The sequence below is a fragment of the Streptomyces sp. M41 genome (assembly GCF_043673425.1).
In the GTDB taxonomy this organism is placed as follows: domain Bacteria; phylum Actinomycetota; class Actinomycetes; order Streptomycetales; family Streptomycetaceae; genus Streptomyces.
In genome coordinates this window covers 192,501-213,854 of the sequence record NZ_JBIMKE010000006.1, presented here as the reverse complement: position 1 = coordinate 213,854, position 21,354 = coordinate 192,501, and the positions used below count along the sequence as shown (strand labels likewise).

The window sequence follows — 21,354 nt, the reverse complement described above, 5'->3', positions numbered from 1 at the left end:
CACCCCCGCGGGCGCGGTTCTACGCCGGCACCGGCGCGTCGAGGTCGGTCATCAGCAGCTCCCCGTTGATGGTGGCCCCGGCGCGGTAGCCGCCCGCCGCCGCGTGCACGACCTGCTCGGCGAAGCCGATCGCGTTGCCGGCCGCCCAGACGCCCGGCACGGAGGTGAGCCCCGTGGGGTCGATCACCGGGTAGGAGCCGTGGGGCGTCTCGTGGAGTTCGGCCCCGAGCTTCTCCAGCAGCCCGGTCCGCGGCACGGCCCGGGGCGCCACGAACAGCACCTCAAGGGCATGCGTCGCACCTTCCTCGCCGGGGGCGCCCCCGACGAGCCGTACTCCGGTGAGCCGGTCGTCCTCGACGACGACCTCCGCCACCGCGCCGGGCACGACCCGCACCCCGGCCGCGGCCAGCCTGCGCAGGTCGTCGTCCGACAGCTCCGACTCGGCGGCCTCGTGCAGGAAGAAGGTCACGTCCTTCGACCACTGCGACACCATGAGCGCCTGGTGCACGCTCATCGCGGTGGTCGCCAGCACGCCGAAGGCCCGGTCGCGGACCTCCCAGCCATGGCAGTACGGGCAGTGCAGCACGTCCCGGCCGAAGCGCTCGGCGACTCCGGGAACGTCCGGCAGCTCGTCCTGGAGGCCGGTGGCGACGACGAGCCGCCGGGCCCGCACGGTCCGCCCGCTCTCCAGTACGACGGTGAAGTCCTCCCCGCGCCGGACGTCCACCGCCCTGTCCCGGACCAGCTCGACGCCGTACCGTGCGATCTCCTCGCGTCCGACGGCCAGGAACTCGGCCGGCGGCATCCCGTCCCGGGTCAGATAGCCCTGCATATGGGCGGCGGGCGCGTTGCGTGGTTCTCCGGCGTCGACGACCAGTGTGCGGCGTCGGGCGCGGCCGAGGACCAGGGCGGCGGACAGGCCCGCGGCGCCGCCTCCGACGACGACCACCTCGTAGGAGCCGGTGTTGTTCTCGGTCATCTCGTTCATGGTGACCACCTCCACCGAGACAGTCGCGCGGTCGCTGCCGCATTGACAAATGTATTTGCCGAAAGTGCAATGGCTGTCATGAGTGAGGACGACATGGACACGGTGCTCGCGGAGGTCGGGCCGCGGCTGCGGCGGATCCGCAAGGAGCGGGGGGCCACGCTCGCCGGCCTGTCGGAGGCGACCGGCATCTCCGTGAGCACGCTCTCCAGGCTGGAGTCGGGGCTGCGCAAGCCCAGTCTGGAACTGCTGCTGCCGATCGCGCGAGCGCACGAGGTGGCGCTGGACGAGCTGGTCGCCGCGCCCGCGGTGCGCGATCCCCGGGTGCGGGCTGAGCCGATCCGGAGGCATGGGCGCACGTACTGGCCGCTGACCCGGCAGCCCGGCGGGCTCCAGGCCTTCAAGGTGCGGGTGCCGCAGGAGAGGGCCGAGCCGGAGCCCCGCACCCATGAGGGCTACGAGTGGCTGTACGTGATGTCGGGGCGGCTACGGATGGTCCTCGGCGATCACGACATCGTGCTGACCGCGGGAGAGGCCGCCGAGTTCGACACCCGGGTCCCGCACTGGTTCGGGTCGACGGGGGAGGGGCCGGTGGAGTTCCTCAGTCTGTTCGGGCCGCAGGGGGAGCGCATGCATGTGCGGGCGCGGCCGAGCCGGAGTGGCAAAGACGACTGACGTCAGCTGTTCCCCTCATGGCAAGCGACCGCTTAGTATGCGACTGACCCCGGGCGGACCCCCGTCGGACCCGGGGCAGACTCCGGCTAGACGACGCAGTCCGTGGAGGCCCCGCATGCAGGCATGGCAAGTGCACGAGAACGGCGAACCGAGCGAGGTGATGCGCCTGGAGGACGTGGCGCCGCCCACGCCCGGTGACGGCCAGGTCCTGCTGAAGGTGCGTGCCGCGAACATCAACTTCCCCGACGCACTGCTGTGCCGGGGCCAGTACCAGGTCAGGCCGCCGCTTCCGTTCACGCCGGGCGTGGAGATCTGCGGCGAGACCGAGGACGGGCGCCGCGTCCTCGCCAACCCGGCGCTGCCGTACGGCGGATTCGCCGAGTACGCCGTCGCGGACGCCGCCGCCGTGCTGCCCGCTCCCGACGCGCTGGACGACGCCGAGGCCGCCGCCCTGCACATCGGCTACCAGACCGGCTGGTTCGGACTGCACCGGCGAGCCGGGCTGGAAGCCGGGGAGACGCTGCTGGTCCACGCTGCCGCCGGAGGGGTCGGCAGCGCGGCCGTGCAGCTCGGCAAGGCGGCCGGCGCCCGGGTCATCGGTGTCGTGGGCGGTGCCGACAAAGCGGCCGTGGCGAGGGACCTCGGCTGCGACGTCGTGATCGACCGGCGCGCCCAGGACGTGATCGGCGCCGTCAAGGAAGCCACCGGCGGCCGGGGCGCCGACGTCGTCTACGACCCGGTCGGCGGCGAGGCGTACGCGCAGTCCACCAAGGTCGTCGCCTTCGAGGGCCGGATCGTCGTCGTCGGCTTCGCCAGCGGGGCGATCCCCTCCCCGGCGCTCAACCACGCCCTGGTGAAGAACTACTCGATCCTCGGTCTGCACTGGGGCCTGTACAACACCAAGAACCCGAAGCTGATCCAGCACTGCCACGAGCAGCTCACCGAACTGGCCGCCCGGGGCGCGATCAAGCCGCTGGTCAGCGAGCGGGTGCCGCTGGAGGGTGCCGCTGCCGCCGTGCAGCGGGTCGCCGACGGCGTCACCACCGGACGCGTCGCCGTGATCCCGGGGCTCACCGAAGGAGGAGCGGCATGATCGACGCCGCCGAACTGCGCCGCCGTACAGCCCGGTTGCTGGCCGCCCATCCGCCGGCCGGCACCGACCGCCTGGACTTCCTGCGGGCCCGATTCGACGCGGGGCTCGCCTGGGTGCACTTCCCCGAGGGGCTCGGCGGCCTCGGAGTGCCGCGTTCCCTCCAGGTCGTCGTGGACACCGAGCTGGAGGCCGCGGGCGCCCCCGACAACGACCCCCGGCGCATCGGCATCGGCCTCGGCATGGCCGCGCCGACGATCCTCAAGTACGGCACCGAGGAGCAGAAGCAGCGCTTTCTGCGGCCCCTGTGGACCGGCGAAGAGGTCTGGTGCCAGCTCTTCAGCGAGCCCGGCGCGGGATCCGACCTCGCGGCGTTGCGGACGCGTGCGGTGCGCGAGGGCGACGACTGGGTCGTCAACGGGCAGAAGGTGTGGACGTCCAGCGCCCATGTCGCCCGCTGGGCCATCCTCATCGCCCGCACCGACCCGGACGTGCCCAAGCACGCCGGCATCACCTACTTCCTGTGCGACATGACCGACCCCGGCGTCGAGGTCCGGCCGCTGCGGCAGATCACCGGCGAGGCCGAGTTCAACGAGGTCTTCCTCACCGACGTCCGCATCCCGGACGCGCGGCGCCTCGGCGAGACCGGCGACGGCTGGCGGGTCGCCCAGACCACGCTGAACAACGAGCGGGTCGCCATCGGCGGCATGCGCCTGCCCCGCGAGGGCGGCATGATCGGCCCGATCTCCAAGACCTGGCGCGAGCGCCCCGAACTGCGCACCCACGACCTGCATCAGCGGCTGCTGAAGCTGTGGGTGGAGGCCGAGGTCGCCCGCCTCACCGGCGAACGCCTGCGCCAGCAGCTCGTCGCCGGCCAGCCCGGCCCCGAGGGCGCCGGCATGAAGCTCGCCTTCGCCCGCCTGAACCAGGAGATCAGCGGCCTGGAGGTCGAACTGCGCGGTGAGGAGGGCTTGTTGTACGACGACTGGACCATGCGGCGCCCGGAGCTCGTGGACTTCACCGGCCGTGACGCCGGCTACCGCTATCTGCGCTCCAAGGGCAACAGCATCGAGGGTGGGACCAGCGAGGTCCTGCTGAACATCGTCGCCGAGCGCGTCCTGGGCCTGCCGTCCGAGCCGCGCACCGACAAGGACGTCGCCTGGAAGGACCTGGCCCGATGAGCACACAGCCCGACCTGCTGTACTCGCAGGAGGAAGAGGCACTGCGGGCCGCCGTACGGGACCTGCTCGCCGACCATTGCGACGCCCCCGGCGTCATCGCGCGCACCGAGTCGGACGCCCCGCACGACCTGGCCGCCTGGAAGGCCCTCGCCGACGGGATGGGCCTGGCCGGGCTCCTGGTCCCCGAGGACAGGGGCGGCCAGGGCGCCACACACCGCGAAGTCGCCGTGGTCCTGGAGGAGTTGGGCCGGGCAGTCGCGCCCGTGCCGTATCTGACGAGCGCCGTCGTCGCCACGGAGGCCGTGCTGGCCTGCGCCGACGCAGGGGACCTGCCGGCCGAGCTGGCATCCGGGCGGCGCATCGGAGCCCTCGCCGTCGCGCTGAACATCGCTCCAGGCGCCGCCTACCCCGTCGTACGCCATGAAGGCGGCACCCTGCACGGCGAGTTGACCGGCATCGCGGACGCCGCCGTCGCCGATGTGCTGCTCGTGCCCGCGGACGACGGCGGGCTGTACGCGGTGGACGCCGACGCCGTGACCGTCACCCCGCAGACCTCCCTGGACCTGACCCGGCCCGTGGCCACGGTCGCTCTGGACGGCGCGCCCGGCCGGCTGCTGGGCGACGCCGAGCCCGCCGTACGACGTGCCCTGCGCGCCGGGGCCGGGCTGCTGGCCTCCGAGCAACTCGGACTCGCCGAATGGACGTTGACCGAGACGGTCCGCCATCTGAAGGACCGCAAGCAGTTCAACCGTCCGGTCGGCGGATTCCAGGCTCTCAAGCACCGGCTCGCCCAGCTGTGGCTGGAGGTCGTCAACCTGCGCGCGGCCGCCCGCGCCGCCGCCGACGCCCTCGCGACCGGCGAGGACGCCGATGTGGCGGTCGCCGTCGCCCAGGCGTACGCGGCGTCCGTCGCCGTGCACGCCGCCGAGGAGGCGGTGCAACTGCACGGCGGAATCGGGATGACCTGGGAGCACCCGGTCCATCTGTATCTGAAGCGTGCCAAGGCCGACTCGATCGCCTACGGCACGGCGGGCGCCCACCGCCAGGCACTGGCCGAACTCGTCGACCTCCGGGCTCCCTGACGTACACCTGAGCGAAGCACCCGGAAAGCCCGCCCGACCTGGGGCGGGCTTTTCGGTGTGCACGGCACCGACGAAGTGAACCTGGGGCGGCGGTCCGGCCAACTCCCCGCCCGACTCTGCTCTTCGGGGCCACGGGATCGCATACTCGCAGCGGTCCCGTCCGGCCCAACTGGGAGGCAGAGCATGGCCCTCACCACCCGTCGCAGAGCCCTCACCACCCTCGGCGCAGCCCTCGCGGGCGCGGTCGCCCTGCCCGCCGCCGACGCCTCGGCGAGCGAACACCGGCACCGCCCCCGTCCGTTGTGGCGCGCGCACGCCCACAACGACTACGAGCACCCGCGCCCCCTGCTCGACGCCCTCGACCAACGTTTCGGCAGCTTCGAGGCCGACATCCACCTCGTGGGCGGCCGGCTCCTCGTCGCCCACGACGCCGAGGACCTCGACCCCACCCGCACCCTGGAGTCCCTCTACCTCGATCCGCTGGCCGCCCGCGTCAAGGCCAACCGCGGCTCCGTGTACCGGGGTCACCGCAGGCCGGTCCAATTGCTCATCGACATCAAGACCGAGGGCGCGTCGACGTACCTCGCACTCGACAGACACCTCAAGCGCCACCGGCATCTGTTCACCACGTACGTCCATGGACGGGTGCTCCCGGGACCGGTCACCGCCGTGATCTCCGGCGACCGCGCCGCCCGGGTGCCGATGGAGGCCCAACAAGTCCGGCGAGCCTTCTACGACGGCCGGCTCGCCGACCTCGGCGGCACCGCCCCCGCCTCCTTCGTCCCCCTGATCTCCGACAACTGGACCCTCAACTTCACCTGGCTCGGCGTGGGTGCCTTCCCGGACGCCGAGCGGCGAAAGCTGCACGGCATCGTCCGGACGGCCCACTCCCGTCGGCAGCAGGTGCGGTTCTGGGCCACCCCGGACTTGGCCGGCCCCGCTCGGGACGCCCTGTGGCGCGAACTGCTCGCCGCAGACGTCGACTTCGTCAACACCGACGACCTGGCCGGTCTGGCGGCCTTCCTCGACGCCCACCGGGCGGGCTAGCCGCGCCGCGCGCGGAACACCACACGTTCGGAGGACAGGTCAGCCGCCCGGACGAACACTCTGCTACGCCACACTTGCGGCGGAACGCCGTGTACCAGGACAAGGCGGCGTCGCGGAGGGAGGTTGACGATGGCCATTTCCATCTCTGTGGTGTTGCTGCTGTTCATCCTGGCGGTGATCTTCGTACGGAACGGCGGGCTGAAGATCACGCACGCGCTGGTGTGCCTGCTGCTCGGCTTCTACCTGGCCGGCACCAGCATGGCGCCCACCATCAGCAGCGGTCTGACGGCCACGGCGGACATCGTCAGCAGCCTGAGACCCTGACGGCCAGGGAGCCGGAAACCGATCGGGCGGCCGGATGGCAGGGGGCCGGATGCCAGGGGGCCGGAAACCGGCCGGGGGATCGGAGGCCGTCAGGGGGTCGAGAAGACCCCGATGCCGTTGGGAACGGGCCGTTCCACCCCGTCCGACGGATGGTTCCGTACGGACACCGCCGCCGCTCCCGGTTCGCGGGCGACCAGCGTCGAGGAACCCCCGCCGTCCAGGCTGAACGCGTCCACCGATCCCAACTCCCGCATCACCGAGGCGACTTCCGCGATGGTCAGACCGGTGCGGTACTCACGGGCGCCGTCCAGGGCCAGCAGCACCAGCCTCCGGCCTCCGTCCGCGACACCCACGGCGGTGCGCACCGCCGACGTCCGGTCGTCCAGGCCGGGCAGCGGGCGGCCGTCCTCGAGCACGGGATAGCCGCCGAGGGCGAAGCGGTACGGGACTCGCGACTCCGCCGCCACCAGCCGGTGCCGTACCCGCACCGGCTCACCCGTGGAGAATTTCCGCAGCTCCTGCGCACCCGCCTCCCGGCCCACCAGAACGGTGGTGCCCGGGGCGATCGGCCCGCTGCCCGGGGTGTCGGCGCCGGACACCACCCGGCCGTGACGAACCGTCACCTCATAGGTGTCGGTGCTGCACGGAGCCGCCCGGTCCGTGTCCGTGCCGCAGGTCGCGCGCACCCGCGAAGCGCTGCCCCAGGCCGCCGTGAACGCCCCGATGGAGCCCACCGGCAGCGCGTACTGGTTGAGACCGCCCAGCGGCAGCCGGCCCTCGGGTGTGCGGATCGAGCCGGCGAGGCGCAGACCGTCCAGCCGGGCCCGGCGGTCGACGCCCACTCCGAAGACGTCCTCGGTGCTCGTGCCGGGCGGCAGGGCAGGGCCGAAGCGCTGGCCGTCCGGCACCGCCGCCTTCAGCGCCCGGCCGTGCGCGATCGCCGGTCCCACGCTCGCGCCGGTCGCCTGGACGCCCGGGTGCTGGGCCTCGCTGATGTTGAAGAAGTCGCCGTTCACCCCGGCCACGGCACCCTGTGCGGTGGCCTGCTGCGAGATGGGCGTCCGCGCGGCCACCGCCCCCGGATACAGCAGCCCCAGACGTACGCGCGGGTTGCGCAGATCGACGGTGAGCACATGAGCGTGCGCCGGGCCCTTGGCCGCCGCGATGTCGAACTCCTCGTACCCGACACCCGGCGCGATATCGGTGTCCCGCCGCGCGGCGTCGGCCGGGGCCGCCCCCGCCAGGGCCGCACCGGACAGCGCGACGAGTGCCGTGAGCAGCGCGAGAGCCGGTCTGCCCGATCCGAACCGCTTCCGACGACGTGTCACGGTCCCCCCTGATGTCTCGTCAAATGTGCCAGGACTCAGGGGAAGTGCACCAGACGGCGACGACCTGCGGCGTTGCTAGGAGCCGACCACCCGCGAACGGGTGAGGAAACGTACCCCCTCGGGTGCTTCCAGCGAGAAGCCGCTGCCCCGGCCCTCGACGACGTCGACGATCAGCCGGGTGTGGCGCCACGCCTCGTACTGACCGCGCGCCATCCAGAACGTGACCGGCTCCGGCACCCCCTCCACATCCAGCTCCGCGAGCAGCACGTCCGCCTCGCCCGTGCGGAACTCACCCTCCGGGTAGCACATCGGCGCGCTGCCGTCGCAGCAGCCGCCGGACTGATGGAACATCAGCGGGCCGTGCGTGGCACGCAGCCGGCGCAGCAGGTCGGCGGCGGCGGGAGTCAGCTCGACGCGCGGGGTCTCCTCATCCATGGCGGCAATGGCAGCACAGTCGACGTTGCGAGAAGGTTGCACCCGTTCTGACTAATCTTCTGAGGTGACCATCGAGTTGACGCTGCTGACGTCCGTCGCCCACCGGGGCAAGGAGATCACCGCACCCCGGCTGCGCGCCCTGCTCGCCCTGCTGGCCGGGGAACCGCGGGCCGGCTGCGGAACGGGACGGCTCGTCGCCGGGCTGTGGCCCGACGAGCAGCCCGGCAACCCGACCAAGGCGTTGCAGATCCTGGTCTCGCGGGCCCGTGCACTGCTGGGCGCCGAAGTCATCGCGAGCACCCCGACCGGCTACCGCATAGCCCTGCGCGAGGACCAGGTCGACGCCTGGGCCGTCCAGCTGCACGCCGCCGCGAGCGCCGAGAAGTCCCGGGCCGGCGACCACCACGGCGCGGTCGCCGAGGCGGAGGCGGGCCTCGCCCTGTGGGACGGGGACCCGGCGGACGGGGAGCCGGGCCTCCTGGACGATCCCCTGGCGGCCCTCCGCCTCGACCAAGCCGCCGTCCACCGGGCGCTGACCCGCTCCAGGTCGCTCTCGCTGGCGCGTGCGGGCCGCCGGGAGGAGGCGGTGGCTCCGCTCGGCGAGCTGACGGCCGCGCACCCGCTCGACGAGGAGCCGGTCCTGGAGCTGATGCGCTGTCAGGCAGCCACCGCCGGAGCCGCCGCCGCGCTCGCCACGTACGACTCCTACCGGCGCCGGCTGCGCGACGAACTCGGCACCGACCCGGGGCCGGTCCTCCAGGAACTGCACCAGGAGCTGCTGCGCGACCAGGCGCCGCTCGTGCGGCGCGGGGTGCCGCACGAGCCGAACCCGCTGCTCGGGCGGGACGCCGACATCGCTGCGGTGACCCGGCTGATCCACAGCTCGCGGGTCACCTCGATCGTCGGGCCGGGCGGCCTCGGCAAGACGCGTCTCGCCGGTGCCGTCGCCCGGGACGCCGAACACCGGGTGGTGCAGCTGGTGCCGCTCGCCGGGGTCGTGCGGGACGCGGACGTAGCGGGCGAGGTCGCCTCGGCCCTCGGCGCCGGCGAGAGCATGCGCGTGCCGTCCGGCGGCCCCGGGCCGACCGCCGACGCGCTCGCCGGCATCGTCGGCGCCCTCGGCCCCGGACCGGCGCTGCTCGTCCTGGACAACTGCGAGCACGTCGTCGCCGGCGTCGCGGACCTCGTCCAGGCACTCGTGTCGACGACCAGGAACGTCAGCGTCCTCACCACCAGCCGCGCCCCCCTCGGCCTGTCCTCCGAGACCGTCCACCCGCTGCCCGAGCTGGACCCCGCCACCACCGTCGAGCTGTTCACCCAGCGCGCCCGCGCCGCCCGCCCGGACGTCGAACTGCCCGCCGACGCCGTGGCCGGCCTGTGCGCCCGCCTCGACGGACTGCCGCTCGCCACCGAGCTCGCCGCCGCCCGGGTCCGGGTCATGTCGGTCACCGAGATCGCGCGCCGCCTGGAGGACCGGTTCGCCCTGCTGCGCGGCGGCCCGCGGGACGCGCCACAGCGGCACCGCACCCTTCACGCCGTCGTCGACTGGAGCTGGAACCTGCTCGAACCGCAGGGACAGCAGGCCCTGCGCGCCCTGTCGGTCTTCACCGGCGGCTTCACCGCGGAGGCGGCGCAGCACCTCCTGGGCGGCCCCGACGTCCTGGACGTGCTGGCGGACCTCGTCGACCAGTCCCTGCTCAAGGTGACCGACACCGCGTACGGCAGCCGCCTCAGGATGCTGGAGACCGTACGGGAGTTCGCCGCCGCGCATCGCGAACGGGCCGGTGAGGACGCGGCCGTCGAGGAGCGGTTCCTGCACTGGGCGCGCGAGTTCGGGACGAGGTACCACGACGCGCCGTTCGGGCCCGACCCCCTCGCCTCCTGGCAGCTGATCCGCGCCGAGCAGGACAACCTCGTCCAGGCGATGCGCGGCGCACTGGCCCGCGCCGACGCCGACACCGCCGTCCCGGTCACCGCCGTCCTGGCGGGCCTGTGGACCACGGACGCCAACTATGCCCGGCTGGTCACCCTCACCGAGGACACCGCCGAGCTCCTCTCCCACTACCGTCCCGGCCCCGCCTACGTCGAAGCGACCCGCACCGCCGCCGCCCTCAGCGCCGCCAACACCCTCCTCGGCGTCGGCTCCGGATCCGCCCGCGCCCTCGTCACCCTGCGCCGGCTGCCGCCCGCCTCACCGGACACTCTGATCCGCGCTGTCGCGACGGTGCTGTCCGCGCTGCCCGAAGTGCTCGGGGACCACGACGCCCTGAACGCCCTCTGCGACAGCGACGCCCCCCTGCTCGCCGGCGTCGCCTGCTGTGTGGCCGGCTACGTGTGGGAGAGCGAGCACCGGCCGGACCTGGCCCTGGAGGCGGCGCGCCGGATGACAGCCGCCCTCGGCGACCGGGACATCCCGCTGCTGCGGTTCTGGCCCGCCTCGCGGGTCGCCGAGCTGTGCCTGCGGGAGGAACGCGGCGCCGAGGCACTCGTCCATGTGCGGGCCGCACTGGAGGCGTCGGACGGGTACGGCGCCTGGGGTGACCCGATCGGTCTGCGCTGGGGCATGATGCTCGCCAACCTGCAGACCGGGGACCTCGACGCCGCCGAGCACTGGCTCGAGGAGGCGCTGCGGCACCAGCCCGAGGGCACCGGCTCCGACGCGTTCACCCCTGACCTGGGCGCCCGCGCGGAGATCGCCCTCGCCCGCGGGGACGTCGAGACCGGGCTCGGTCTGTGGCGCCGGGCCGTGGAGAGGCTGGAACGCGGGGCGAGCCCGGTCTTCGGCGACGAGCTCGTCATGGAGCCCTGGGTGCTGGAACTCCAGGCGGTCGCCGTGACAGCCCACGCCCGGCACGGCCGCACCGACCTGGTCGCCGGCGTCGTCGCCGCCCTCCCCGACCGACTGGCAGCACTTCTGACCCGGCCGAAGCCCGCACCGAACCGGGTGACGGTGGACTACCCGGTGTGCGGGGCGCTGCTGCTCGCGCTCGGCACGGTCGACCTGGCCACCGGTGCGACCACGCGGGGCGTCCGCCTGCTCGCGCTCGCCGATCGCTTCCGCGCCCTGCGCAACTTCCAGCCGACCATGTCCTCCGCCCTTTCCCACGAGGCCGCCGCGAACGCCGACAAGGCCGGATACGAGGACGCGGTGGCCGGCTACGCCGCCCTGGACCCGGAGGCGCTGCGCGAGCAGGCACTCGCGCTGCTGAACGGCGGCCACTGAGGCGGCACCTCAGAGCGTGACCGGCAGCCGCAGCAGATGGAAGCCGTCCCCGGGCCAGTGCCCGAACTCCACGTCGGCGCGGTCCACGGCCAGCTCGGGGGCGGCGGGCCTGCGGATCAGCAGCTCATCGAGGACGACGCCGGTCACCAGCCGGCCCAGTGCCGCGCCGATGCAGTAGTGCGGTCCGTGCCCGAAGGCGAGATGGCCGTCGCCTCGCCCGAACTCCCGTGTGACATCGAGGGTTTCCGGCCCTTCGAACTCGGCCGGATCGTGGTTCGCGCCGAACAGCGCGACCGTCACCGCCTCGCCCTTCTCCAGCCCGGTCCCGGCGAACTCGAAGCCCTCGGTGGCGTACAGGGTGGCGCCGACGCGCACCAGCGTCACGTATCGCAGCAGTTCGGCCACCGCGCGCGGCAGCAGCTCCGGCTGGGTGCGCAGCCGGCTCAGCTGGTCCGGGTGGTCCAGCAGGGCGAGCACACCGTGCGCGAGGAACAGGGCGGGCGGGGTGATACCGGTGTGGATCAGCAGGAAGAAAGCGGTGACGATCTCGTCGTCGCTCATGCCGCCGTCGGCGAGCAGCGCCGACACCAGGTCGTCGGCGGGTTCGGCACGGCGCCGGGCCACCAGATCCTTGGTGTACTCGACGACGCCCGCGAGCCCCTCGGCGAGACGGCTGCCGTCACCGTGGGCGAAGTCCCGGATCCAGCCGCAGACCCGGTCCTTGTCGGCCGCGTCCACGCCGACCAGCTCGCAGATGACGGCCGTGGTGAGCGGGTAGGCGAACTCGTTCAGCAGATCGGTCTGTTCCTGCTCCCGCTCGGCGAGGCCGGTGAGCAGCTCGCGGGCGGTCCTCTCGACGAACGGCCGCTGCGCGGCCACCCGGCGGGCCGTGAACGCCCGGGTGAGCGGGTGCCGGCGCCGGGTGTGCTCGTCGCCGTCGAACAGGGCCAGGTGCCCCGAGAAGTACTGCACGTACTCCTCGGGGAACCCCTCGGAGCCCTGCGCCAGCAGCTCGGCCTGCGGATCGGGCATCCGGGATCCGCCGGGGACGGTGCTGCGGTCCCGGACCAGGCGGGGTTCGGTCAGCGCCGCCTTCACATCGCCGTAGCGGGTGATCAGCCGCACCGGGGTGGTCAGTCCGGGCAGCACGGCATGACCGAGGCCGGGGCGCGTGCGCAGGCCGGTGTAGCCGTGGACGGGGTCTTCGAGCAGCTCGGGGGTGAGGTGCAGGGCGGCCGGGGCCGGGGCCGGGCTGGTGTGCTGCCGTGGTGAGTTCATGCCGCAGAGCTTGCGCGGGGGCGGCTTCTTCGCGGTTTCAGCACGGTTTCAACGGCACCGGCCGCACCTGCCTCGCGGAGTTCAGGTGACCGGATCCGCCGCGGCACAGCGGCACCGGCCGCAACCACCTCCCGGAGTTCAGCTGATCGGATCCGCCGCGGCACAGCGGCTGCCGTCGGCCGGCACCGTCAGTTCCACCAGGTAGTCGTCCACCGCGTCGCGGGTGCAGTCACTGCGTCCGTAGACGCTGTGCCCCGCGCCTTCGTACGTCAGCAGGACGGTCGACTTGCGGGTCTGCCGGTGCACGTTGGCCGCCCAGGCATGGGGGTTGGCCGGGTCGTGGCGGGAGTGCAGCATGAGGATCCGGGGGGCCTCGGTGATGCGCAGCCGGTGCTGCGGATTGTTGACCTCTTCCGGCCGGCCGACGCAGCCGGCCAGCGCGGCGTGCACGCGCGGTGAGCCGCGCATGTGCGGCGCCGCCCGCAACTCGGCCTCGGTCAGGCGGGCGAACTCCCGGTGGTCCTTCGGCCTGAAGCGCCAGTCCTGGCAGAACACCGCACGGAACGGCTCGGCCTCCGTCAGACCCTCGGCGGCCGGGACAGCGTTCGTTCTGGACGTGGCCGACGGCGCTTCGGGCCGGGGCGCCCGTCTCCGCTGCCCGTCGAGTTCGGCCACGAACGAGGCCACGTGGCTCCAGTCCGGACCGTAGAACCTCTTGAAGACGGTCTCGGCGATCCCGTTCGCCGTGAGTACCCGCTCGGGGTGGGCCGGATCGCGGATCTCGCCCCGGTCGGCCCGGTCGAGGAGACCGTCCCATACCTCCGTGACGTTCCGGCCGTGCAGCGCGCACGACGGCGAGCGCTCGCACCAGCGCACGAACTCGTGGAAGGAGTCCTCGGCGGTGCGCGCGGAGGAGACCAGGAACTCACGGGTGTTCAGGCTGTGGTCGATATTCGCGGTGAGCGCCATGGCACGGATGCGGTCGCCGTACAGTTCCGCGTACTGCTCGCCGATCAGGGTGCCGTAGGAGTGGCCGAAGTAGTTGATCCTCCGTTCGCCGAGTGATCTGCGCAGGGCCTCCATGTCCCGGACGACGGCGAGAGTGTCGGCGTGGTCGACGATCGGGCCGCTGTGCCGTCGGCAGTCGTCCCGCAGCGCACGGTTGTACGCGGCCAGTCGGTCGAACTCCGCCTGGTCGCGCGGGTATGCGGACGGCGCTCGGCGCAGCAGCTCCGTGGAGCACCGCACGGGTCGGCTGGCTCCGACACCGCGCGGGTCGAAGCCGACGATGTCGAACCTCGCCCGGAGACCGGCGCTGAACCGGGCCTCGGCATCGTCCAGGGTGAACCGCACCCCCGAGGCGCCGGGGCCGCCCGGGTTGACCAAAAGCACCCCCACCCGGCGGTCGGGGTCGGTGGCCTTGCGACGGGCCACGGCCATGTCGAAGGTCGCGCCCGTCGGCCGCGCCCAGTCGATCGGTAGCCGCAGGGTTCCGCACTCGGCCCTGGAGTCGTCGGGGCACGGTTTCCAGTCGATCCGTGCGGGCGCCGCGGACGGACTCGCCGGTAACCCGCCGGTCGTTCCCGGTGTGCTTCGTGCGCGGACGTCGGCCGCTCCCGGGGTGCTCTGTGTGACGGCGTCGGCCGGGCCGGGGCCCAGCACCAGCGCGCCGGTCGCGAGTACGCCGGCAGCGAGCGCCGCGGCGAGAGTCTTGATGAACGGTTGCACAGAGTTCCTCCTGATACTCCATCGACCACGGATCACAGGAGTGGCCACCCCCGCGACGAGCCTCACAGCCGGCCGAGTCGAGCCGCAATGGAACAGGGCCCGAATCAGGGCCGAGTCAGGGAACCTCCTGAGCTGCGCTCAGGGCCGACCCTTCAGGATCCCGAGGGGTCGGCCCGTACGGGATCTGTCGCCGCTCACCGCCGGTGATCGGTGACCGGTCGCCGCCGGCGGCGCAGCAGCAGCCCGTCAGCGATCGCGGCGGGCGCGGCGCGCCTCGGTCACCAGGGGCAGCAACGGGAGCAGCGAGACCAGCACGACGAGGGCGACCAGGGGAAGGAGGTAGTCGTCGATGTCCGGGACGGAGGAGCCGAGGAAGTACCCGGCCAGGACGAGGCTCTGCGACCAGAGCAGCCCGCCGACGGTCTGCCAGACGGTGAAGGGACGAGTCGGCACGCCGAGCGCACCGGCCGCCGGGTGCAGAACCGTGCGCACCATCGGGACGAAACGGCCGATCACCAGGGCCTTGCCGTAGCCGTAGCGCGCCAGCAGCTTCTCCGCCCGTGCCACGGCCTCCCGGACCCGGGGTCTGGAGGTACGGGCCAGCAGGGCCCGCCCGCCGTGCCGCCCGAGCAGGAACCCGACCTGCCCCCCGGCCACCGCCCCGACGGCCGCGCACAGCAGCACCTGCCACAGCACCAGCCGGGGCGGCTGCCCGGCGCTCCCCGCACACAGCACGCCTGCCGGAAGCAGCAGCGTGTCACCGGGCAGGAAGAAGCCGACGACCAGCAGACCCGACTCCGCGAAGATCACTGCGAGGACGCCGAGCGCACCGAAGGTCGCCAGCACCGAGGCGCCGTCCATCGGGTTGACGGCGATCATCGCCATCACCTCCAGGCCGCCTTCGTCGATCGCCCTCCCGTCCAGCATCCCGTGCCCGCGGGCCGGACGCCTGCCCCGGCTGTGCGAACGCAGTGCGCAGGGCACCCGCTCGACGGCCCGCCCAGGGTGTCGTAGCTGGTCAGGGGTGCTTTGCTGCCTTTGCGGGTTGCCCGGGCGGGCCGGACGGGAAGGGCGGGGCCCCGGGGGGAGGGATGGGGGACGCCGCCGCGTGCCGTGCGAGACGGTCCCACTGCGCCACGGGCACGTCGTAAAGGCTGTCGACGATCTCGGACTTCACGCCCGCTTCCCGCCGTCCGGCGGGGCCGGGGACCTGAGGGCCGGGAGCGCGGCGAGGGCGGCGAGACAGGCCACGCCCTGCACGGCCCAGGGCAACAGGGGATCGGTGGAGAGCAGGCTCGTGAACAGGACGGGGGCGACGATGTTGCCCACGGACCAGGACAGTTGGTACAGACCCTGGCTGCCGCCGCGCGCGGCGCCGGGGGTGAGGGTCACGGACAGTTCGCCGACGGCCGGCGCATAGAAGATCTCGGCCAGGCTGAACAGAACGATCCCTACGACCAGCGCCGGCCGAGCGGCGGACCCGGCCGCGGGCAGCACGGCCGCGGGCAGCACGGGCACGGCGAACGCGAGCATGGCGCCCACCAGCAGGACGTGCCCGAGGGCCATGGTGTGCCGGGGCTGCCGGGGCGCCATGTGCGCCGTGAGCGGGCTGGTGAGGGTCGACACCATCACGGTGTTCACCACCAGCAGGAGGCTCGCGGACCAGGCCGGCAGCCCGAGCGTCTCGGTGGCGTACACGGCGATGAGCACCGCGAGCATCGCCTGGGACAGCACGAACGGGACGTTGGCCGTCACCAGGAGCAGGTAGCGGCGGGTGTCGCCGGCGCCGGATCTCCGGCGCACCGCGGGGTGCCCGTGATCCGGTTTCCCGTGCGCCCGCTTCCCGCGCGTCGGCTCCTTGCTCGCCGTGCCGTCGCTCGGCCGATGCACCGGTACGCCGGCGAAGCAGACCGCCGCCAGCAGATACAGCGGCGCGGCCGTGACGACGAGCCACGTCAGGGCGCTCGGGCCGGACAGGGCGAGCGCGCCGGCCGCGAGCAGTGCCCCGGCGCCGATGCCGATGTTGCGCAGACTGCCCGTGAACGCGAACCAACCGCGTCTCTCCGCGGTCGGGGCGACATACAGGATCAGCGTGCGATGGGCCGTGTAGTAGGTGTTGACGCCGGACTGCACGAGCAGGTAGGCGCAGGCGATCTGCCAGGGCCGTTCGGCAAGGAGGAAGGAGAGGAAGCCTGCGGCGCCGGTCACGTTCGCCACGACGGTGAGACGTTTGGGACCGTGCCGGTCCAACAGGCGCCCGGCGACGAAGACCACGGGCAGGGCGCCCAGTTGGCCCACGGTGACCGCCGTCCCGACGGAGGCGAGGGGCAGGTCACGCCGGGTCGTGAAGTACAGCAGGCCCAGCGGCAGCAGCATGCCGTAGGCCAGGGAGTCGATGAGGTTGCCGGTGATGAACCGGCCGTGACCGCGGGTGACCGGGAGGCCGAGCAGGCGCCGCGACCAGGGCACGCGGGACGACGTGACGGCCCGGGTCATGGGGTGAGCAGGGCTCGCGTCTTGTCCAGGATCTCCCGGTGCGGCCAGCCCACCGTCCGATGCAGCTCCTCCAGCTGCTTCACGGTCCGCCCCTCCTCGCCCTCGGCGAGGGTGAACACGACGATGTCACCCCGGCTCACGTCGTCGATCACCAACTCATGCGCTGTGATCAGGTTCAGACGGCCCGTCAGTTCAGCACGCACGGACTCCGGCAGACGCTCGGCGGTGAGGAACTCGACGGCCCATCCGGTACGTCGCACAGGAGCGGGTTCGTACGCGCCGCGTGCCAGCCCGGCCAGGGCGGCGAAGGTGTTGGTGCCGGAGGCGGCGCAGGACAGGGTGGTGGCGCCGCCGATACGGGGGTTGATCTCCAGGACGACGTACCGCGAACCGGTGTAGATCATGTCCACGTTGACGGATCCCTGCACACGGAGGTCCTCGCACAGGGCGATCAGCCTGGCCGCGACCGGTTCGAAATCGGCGTCGGCCCGCGGTCGTGGGCCGCACCAGCGCAGGTCGGCGAAGGTGAAGACGGGCTCGGCGCCCGCGGTGCCGGTCCAGCACACCGGCAGCACACGGTAGTTGCCGGGCTCGCCCACGACGTCCACCGAGCACAAGTTTCCGGCGACGCATTCCTCGATCACCGCCGACACCTCGGGCGGATCGACGAGGTAGGCGTCCAGGGCCGCGGCGTCCGGCAGCGCCCTGATGCCCATGCTGGTGGAGTCCCACAGCGGCTTGGACAGCAGCGGAAAGCCGATGCGGGCGGCGGAGGCGCGCAGGGCGTCGGCATAGGCGGGAACCGGCACGCCGCGCCCGGCGAGCAGATCGGAGTCGACCCTGACGCCGCGCGGGGTGTCCAGCCCTGCGCGGACGAGGAGTTGCTTGGTCTCCCACTTGTCGCACAGGGCCAGCGTCGAGGGCAGCGGGGTCACGACGGTGCGGATGCCCAGGGCCTCGAGGAGGTCCTTGACGGTGGCGTCGCGCAGGGCGTTCTCGCAGGGCAGCGAGATCGACACGGCGGCGTCCGCGCCCCATCGCGCGACCTCCCGGGCCAGTTCGTCGGGCGTCACGGCGGCATCCAGACGGCGGCGAGCGCCGGGGAAGTCCTCGTCGCCCGCGGTGCCGTGCGTGTGGAACAGGCAGCTCTCGATGCCGAGCCGGGCCAGGTCGCGGACGCATCGCTGGATGTACGGGTCGGCGCGGCGGATCTCCACCGAGCGCAGGAACGCGATCTTCCGTACGGGCTTGCGCACGGATCAGCTCACCTTCACTCGGGAGTCGGCGATCACCTGGTGGGCGAGCCGGCGGGCCTCGTCCACGGACGCGGCACGCGCCACGACGTGCCCGACCCGGCCGGAACTGTCGGCCGGTTCGGGCACCGGTTGCCCGGGACGGATGTGGATCTGGCTGTGGGTGCCGGGTACCGCGGGGATGACGACCTCCTGGAGCAGCCCCGCCCGCTCGGGGAGCAGAAAGCGCAGCGCGGCTGCCGCGTGCCGGGTCGGTTCGGTGTGCGGTGCCCGTCCGGTCACGGCCCGCAGATAGGCCTCCGCCTCGCTGACCCCGGTCGCGGCCTCGACGACCTCGCAGATGTTGTCCCCGGGCAGCCGGGCCCCGGTCTCGATGACGACCGGCTCGCCTCCAGGAGGGATCTTCACCTCGGTGTGCGCGATGCCGTTGCGCACCCCGACGGCGAGTGCGGCACGTGCCGCGGTCTCCTGGATCGACCACACTGTGCGCGCGTCGAGCCCGGCCGGGCAGGAGTGCCCCGTCTCCACCCGGTACCGGCCCGCCGTGGTGTCCTTGCGGACCACGGGCAGCGGATAGGGCACGCCGTCCCGAAGGACCGTGTCCGCGGAGAACTCCTCGCCGGGCACATAGCTCTGCAACAGCACCCGCGAGTCCAGCGGCAGACCGTGCGGCTCGGCGCGGGTGAACCGCCCGGCGGCGGCCACCGCGGCATCCAGTCCGTCGGGGCCCGCGACCACGCTCACACCCCAGGATCCGCCCTGCTCGGCCGGCTTGACCACCATCGGCCACCCCAGCCGGCAGGAGGCGGCGACGCAGTGGGCCTGCTCCGCCGTGGCGACCACCGCGTGCGCGGGCGCCGGCACGCCCGCCGCGCGGAACGCCTCCGCCATGGCGATCTTGTTGCGCGCGGCCCTGGCCCGCAGCGGATCGTTGCCCGGCAGGCCGAGGCGCGCCGCGAGCAGGGCCGCCAGCGGGGTCAGCAACTCCCAGCAGACCGCCACCCCCACGATCCGGCGCGCCCGGCAGAAAGCCTCCATGTCGTCCAACGCGCTCGCGGTGTCGGCGAGATCGGTCAGACACACCCCGTGCAGGCAGCGCTTCAGCCACGGTTCGTAGGCGGCGTGCACGTGCTCGTCGGTGGCGGCGTAGAGCCGTATGCCGAGGCGGGCGGCGGCCTGCGCCAGGAAGGGCCCCGCATTGCCCATGGGCTCGATCACCATCACGCCGGTCACGCCCGGCTCGTCGCTGAAGTCCACCAGGCCAGTGGACCGGTCAAAGGGATGGACCGTCCATCGGCCTGTTCTCTGAAAACAACTCACCGATGACACAACCGAGTTGGGCGAAGCCACAACGATCACCCCCGTCGGCGCGGGGGAGTCGGTACCGGCCCCGACGGCAGCCCGACCTGGGTCTGCCCCGCGTCATCATAGGGATCCAGTCACTGGTCCCCCTGGGCATCCGTGAGGCGAGCCGGGGCACGCTCGGCGAGCACGTCATCGCCGGGCCGTCGTCCGGGCAGAACCACGCCGCCGCCCTGCCGGACGGCCTGCGCCTGCCAAGAGATCGTCCACGACCGTGGACTGCCGGGACCTGTCCATGGACCTGATCACGGGTCCGTGGGCCGGCCCGAGCCCTGGCGCCCCTGGCGCACCGCCGCAGACGGCAGCGGGTACCCCCTGGGAACCTCCTGGGCGCCGCCCGGGCACCCCAAGGCACCGACCGGACACCCCCTGGGCGCCGGATCACCGCGGCCACCGTGGGCCGCCGCCTCGCCGGCAACCGGCCCACCGTGGGGACAGTCGCCTCACCAGCACCCCTCGGCGGGACGACGACCGCGACGTAAGCCTGGGAACGCCTGGAGTTCGACCCGGTCGACCCCGCACCGGGCCCGCTCGGGAGTCACCCCGCTGCACCGCCGCGGCCCACGCCCCACAGGGGGAGCCTCGCCCGAGAACGCGCGCGTCGTACGAGAGGCGACACGGGTCGCAGCCCGTTACGCACCGTAAGTCACCCTTCGTTTCGAAGCCCGCGCCCTCGACCTGACCTGTCGCCGGGCCCCGGGCCCTTCGCGCGCCGCGTGCCGGCGGGCCGGTGCTCGCTCTCGATCCACGGCATCGACGGCCGCCGTCGAAACCCGGGGCTGAGCTGGGCCTATGCGATTCTCACGACCTTCCCGAGGCATCTTTCACGCCTTTCACCCCGTTCACGACGACGCCGTGCGCCTCGCGTGCCAAGCTGGCTGTGGGGCGTGCAACGCCGGTGAAGCCGGCCTCGCCGGGCGCGAGCCGACTGGTGCGGGCCAGGACAGCGGTGTGAGGAACGACTGCGGAGAGGGAGGGCGGTTTGGACTGGGGCCGGTTCGCCGAGCAGATGGCTGCGATGGCACGGGACCTTCTGGCGCAGGATTCGGTGGACGACACGCTCGACCGGATCACCGCCTCGGCCACCGAGCTCGTCGGCGGTTGTGACGCGGCCGGAATCCTCGTCCTGCACGGCAGACAGGTGCAGACGCTGGCCCCCACGGACCAGCTGGTCGTCGACAGCGACCGGCTCCAGGCGGAGCTGGGGGAGGGTCCCTGCTTCGACGCCGCCCGCACCTCGCTGGGAGAGCGGGTCTTCCGCATCGCCGACTTCACGGAGGAACGGCAGCGGTGGCCCGCCTACGCCCCGCAGGCCCGCGCCCTCGGGGTGGGCAGCATGATGGGCTTCCTGCTCTTCACGGAGGACGAGGACCTCGGCGCGCTGAACCTGTACTCCGGTCAGCCCGGCGCGTTCACCGAGGACAGCGAGCTGGCCGGCTGGCTGCTGGCCTCCCATGCGGCGGTCGCCTTCTCCAGCGCCCGCACGCACGCCCAGATGGAGCAGGCCGTCGCCACCCGCCATGTCATCGGCGAGGCCATGGGCATCGTCATGGGCAGCCACGGCCTCACCGAGGAGCAGGCGTTCGATGTGCTGCGCCGCTACTCACAGGAGAACAACGTCAAGCTCCGCGAGGTGGCCCGCATGGTCTGCGAGCAGGGCAGCCTGGACTGAGCAGGGCAGCCTGGACTGATGGGGAGGGGAGGCTGCCCCGGCCTGTTCGGTTGGGGCGGCTTCCCCAGCTCCTGGTCTGAACCAGAGAAGCCTGGGCCGAGCCAGCCCCTAAGGGAACGCCGCTGTACCCGGCCTGCACCCCAAGTCCCCTGCCGCGCCGTCGGCCACACCTGAATTTCGCAGGGCATGCCGACC

General features: G+C 72.9%; 17 protein-coding genes. 8 read left to right on the top strand and 9 right to left on the bottom strand.

Features of this window, described 5'->3' with window-relative positions; translation table 11 throughout:
- Nucleotides 1-19: 19 nt before the first annotated feature.
- Nucleotides 20-988, bottom strand: coding sequence for an NAD(P)/FAD-dependent oxidoreductase (locus tag ACHBTE_RS11065; RefSeq protein WP_394723485.1), 969 nt, complete (start codon nucleotides 986-988; stop codon nucleotides 20-22).
- Between the two features lie 78 nt (nucleotides 989-1,066).
- On the opposite strand from ACHBTE_RS11065, the gene ACHBTE_RS11060 reads away from it, so the two are divergent.
- The 6 genes from ACHBTE_RS11060 to ACHBTE_RS11035 all read left to right on the top strand — a co-directional run bounded on the left by ACHBTE_RS11060 (nucleotide 1,067) and on the right by ACHBTE_RS11035 (nucleotide 6,384).
- The gene (locus ACHBTE_RS11060) at nucleotides 1,067-1,660 is read left to right on the top strand and encodes a helix-turn-helix domain-containing protein (protein ID WP_394723484.1); all 594 of its coding nucleotides are present in this window, start codon (nucleotides 1,067-1,069) and stop codon (nucleotides 1,658-1,660) included.
- A 115-nt stretch (nucleotides 1,661-1,775) separates the two neighbouring features.
- On the top strand, nucleotides 1,776-2,753 hold the full coding sequence (locus ACHBTE_RS11055) for an NADPH:quinone oxidoreductase family protein (protein ID WP_394723483.1): 978 nt from the start codon (nucleotides 1,776-1,778) through the stop codon (nucleotides 2,751-2,753).
- Nucleotides 2,750-3,931 (top strand): acyl-CoA dehydrogenase family protein, encoded by a 1,182-nt coding sequence (locus ACHBTE_RS11050; RefSeq protein WP_394723482.1) that lies wholly within the window; start codon nucleotides 2,750-2,752, stop codon nucleotides 3,929-3,931. The genes ACHBTE_RS11055 and ACHBTE_RS11050 overlap by 4 nt, the downstream gene beginning before the upstream one ends.
- On the top strand, nucleotides 3,928-5,013 hold the full coding sequence (locus ACHBTE_RS11045; protein ID WP_394723481.1) for an acyl-CoA dehydrogenase family protein: 1,086 nt from the start codon (nucleotides 3,928-3,930) through the stop codon (nucleotides 5,011-5,013). The genes ACHBTE_RS11050 and ACHBTE_RS11045 overlap by 4 nt, the downstream gene beginning before the upstream one ends.
- Nucleotides 5,014-5,196: 183 nt before the next feature.
- Nucleotides 5,197-6,060 carry a phosphatidylinositol-specific phospholipase C/glycerophosphodiester phosphodiesterase family protein gene (locus ACHBTE_RS11040; RefSeq protein WP_394723480.1) on the top strand — a complete coding sequence of 288 codons (864 nt, stop codon included), beginning with the start codon at nucleotides 5,197-5,199 and terminating at the stop codon, nucleotides 6,058-6,060.
- 129 nt (nucleotides 6,061-6,189) lie between these two features.
- Nucleotides 6,190-6,384 carry a hypothetical protein gene (locus tag ACHBTE_RS11035; protein ID WP_356577121.1) on the top strand — a complete coding sequence of 65 codons (195 nt, stop codon included), beginning with the start codon at nucleotides 6,190-6,192 and terminating at the stop codon, nucleotides 6,382-6,384.
- An 89-nt stretch (nucleotides 6,385-6,473) separates the two neighbouring features.
- Here ACHBTE_RS11035 and ACHBTE_RS11030 read toward each other — a convergent pair whose 3' ends face one another.
- Both ACHBTE_RS11030 and ACHBTE_RS11025 read right to left on the bottom strand, forming a co-directional pair.
- Entirely contained in the window at nucleotides 6,474-7,712 is a 1,239-nt protein-coding gene (locus ACHBTE_RS11030; RefSeq protein ID WP_394723479.1) for a phosphodiester glycosidase family protein, read from the bottom strand.
- A 75-nt stretch (nucleotides 7,713-7,787) separates the two neighbouring features.
- On the bottom strand, nucleotides 7,788-8,147 hold the full coding sequence (locus tag ACHBTE_RS11025; RefSeq protein WP_394723478.1) for a DUF779 domain-containing protein: 360 nt from the start codon (nucleotides 8,145-8,147) through the stop codon (nucleotides 7,788-7,790).
- A gap of 64 nt (nucleotides 8,148-8,211) precedes the next feature.
- On the opposite strand from ACHBTE_RS11025, the gene ACHBTE_RS11020 reads away from it, so the two are divergent.
- On the top strand, nucleotides 8,212-11,370 hold the full coding sequence (locus tag ACHBTE_RS11020; RefSeq protein WP_394723477.1) for an ATP-binding protein: 3,159 nt from the start codon (nucleotides 8,212-8,214) through the stop codon (nucleotides 11,368-11,370).
- Nucleotides 11,371-11,379: 9 nt separating this feature from the next.
- On the opposite strand, the gene ACHBTE_RS11015 is transcribed toward ACHBTE_RS11020, so the two are convergent.
- The 6 genes from ACHBTE_RS11015 to ACHBTE_RS10990 all read right to left on the bottom strand — a co-directional run bounded on the left by ACHBTE_RS11015 (nucleotide 11,380) and on the right by ACHBTE_RS10990 (nucleotide 19,382).
- Nucleotides 11,380-12,648: a cytochrome P450 gene (locus ACHBTE_RS11015; protein ID WP_394723476.1), complete on the bottom strand. Its 1,269-nt coding sequence runs from the start codon at nucleotides 12,646-12,648 to the stop codon at nucleotides 11,380-11,382.
- Between the two features lie 138 nt (nucleotides 12,649-12,786).
- Nucleotides 12,787-14,376 carry an alpha/beta hydrolase gene (locus ACHBTE_RS11010; protein WP_394723475.1) on the bottom strand — a complete coding sequence of 530 codons (1,590 nt, stop codon included), beginning with the start codon at nucleotides 14,374-14,376 and terminating at the stop codon, nucleotides 12,787-12,789.
- A gap of 246 nt (nucleotides 14,377-14,622) precedes the next feature.
- A complete protein-coding gene (locus ACHBTE_RS11005; protein ID WP_394723634.1) occupies nucleotides 14,623-15,255 on the bottom strand; it encodes a DedA family protein in 633 nt (210 codons plus the stop codon).
- 294 nt (nucleotides 15,256-15,549) lie between these two features.
- Nucleotides 15,550-16,872: an MFS transporter gene (locus tag ACHBTE_RS11000; protein ID WP_394723474.1), complete on the bottom strand. Its 1,323-nt coding sequence runs from the start codon at nucleotides 16,870-16,872 to the stop codon at nucleotides 15,550-15,552.
- Entirely contained in the window at nucleotides 16,869-18,128 is a 1,260-nt protein-coding gene (locus ACHBTE_RS10995) for an ATP-grasp domain-containing protein (RefSeq protein WP_394723473.1), read from the bottom strand. Before ACHBTE_RS10995 ends, ACHBTE_RS11000 begins: the two co-directional genes overlap by 4 nt.
- A gap of 3 nt (nucleotides 18,129-18,131) precedes the next feature.
- Nucleotides 18,132-19,382, bottom strand: a complete 1,251-nt coding sequence (locus ACHBTE_RS10990) for an ATP-grasp domain-containing protein (RefSeq protein ID WP_394723472.1) — start codon at nucleotides 19,380-19,382, stop codon at nucleotides 18,132-18,134.
- Nucleotides 19,383-20,469: 1,087 nt separating this feature from the next.
- Between ACHBTE_RS10990 and ACHBTE_RS10985 the strand changes: the two genes are divergently transcribed.
- Complete coding sequence (locus tag ACHBTE_RS10985) at nucleotides 20,470-21,159, top strand: GAF and ANTAR domain-containing protein (RefSeq protein ID WP_394723471.1); 690 nt, start codon at nucleotides 20,470-20,472, stop codon at nucleotides 21,157-21,159.
- The last annotated feature ends 195 nt before the right edge of the window (nucleotides 21,160-21,354 follow it).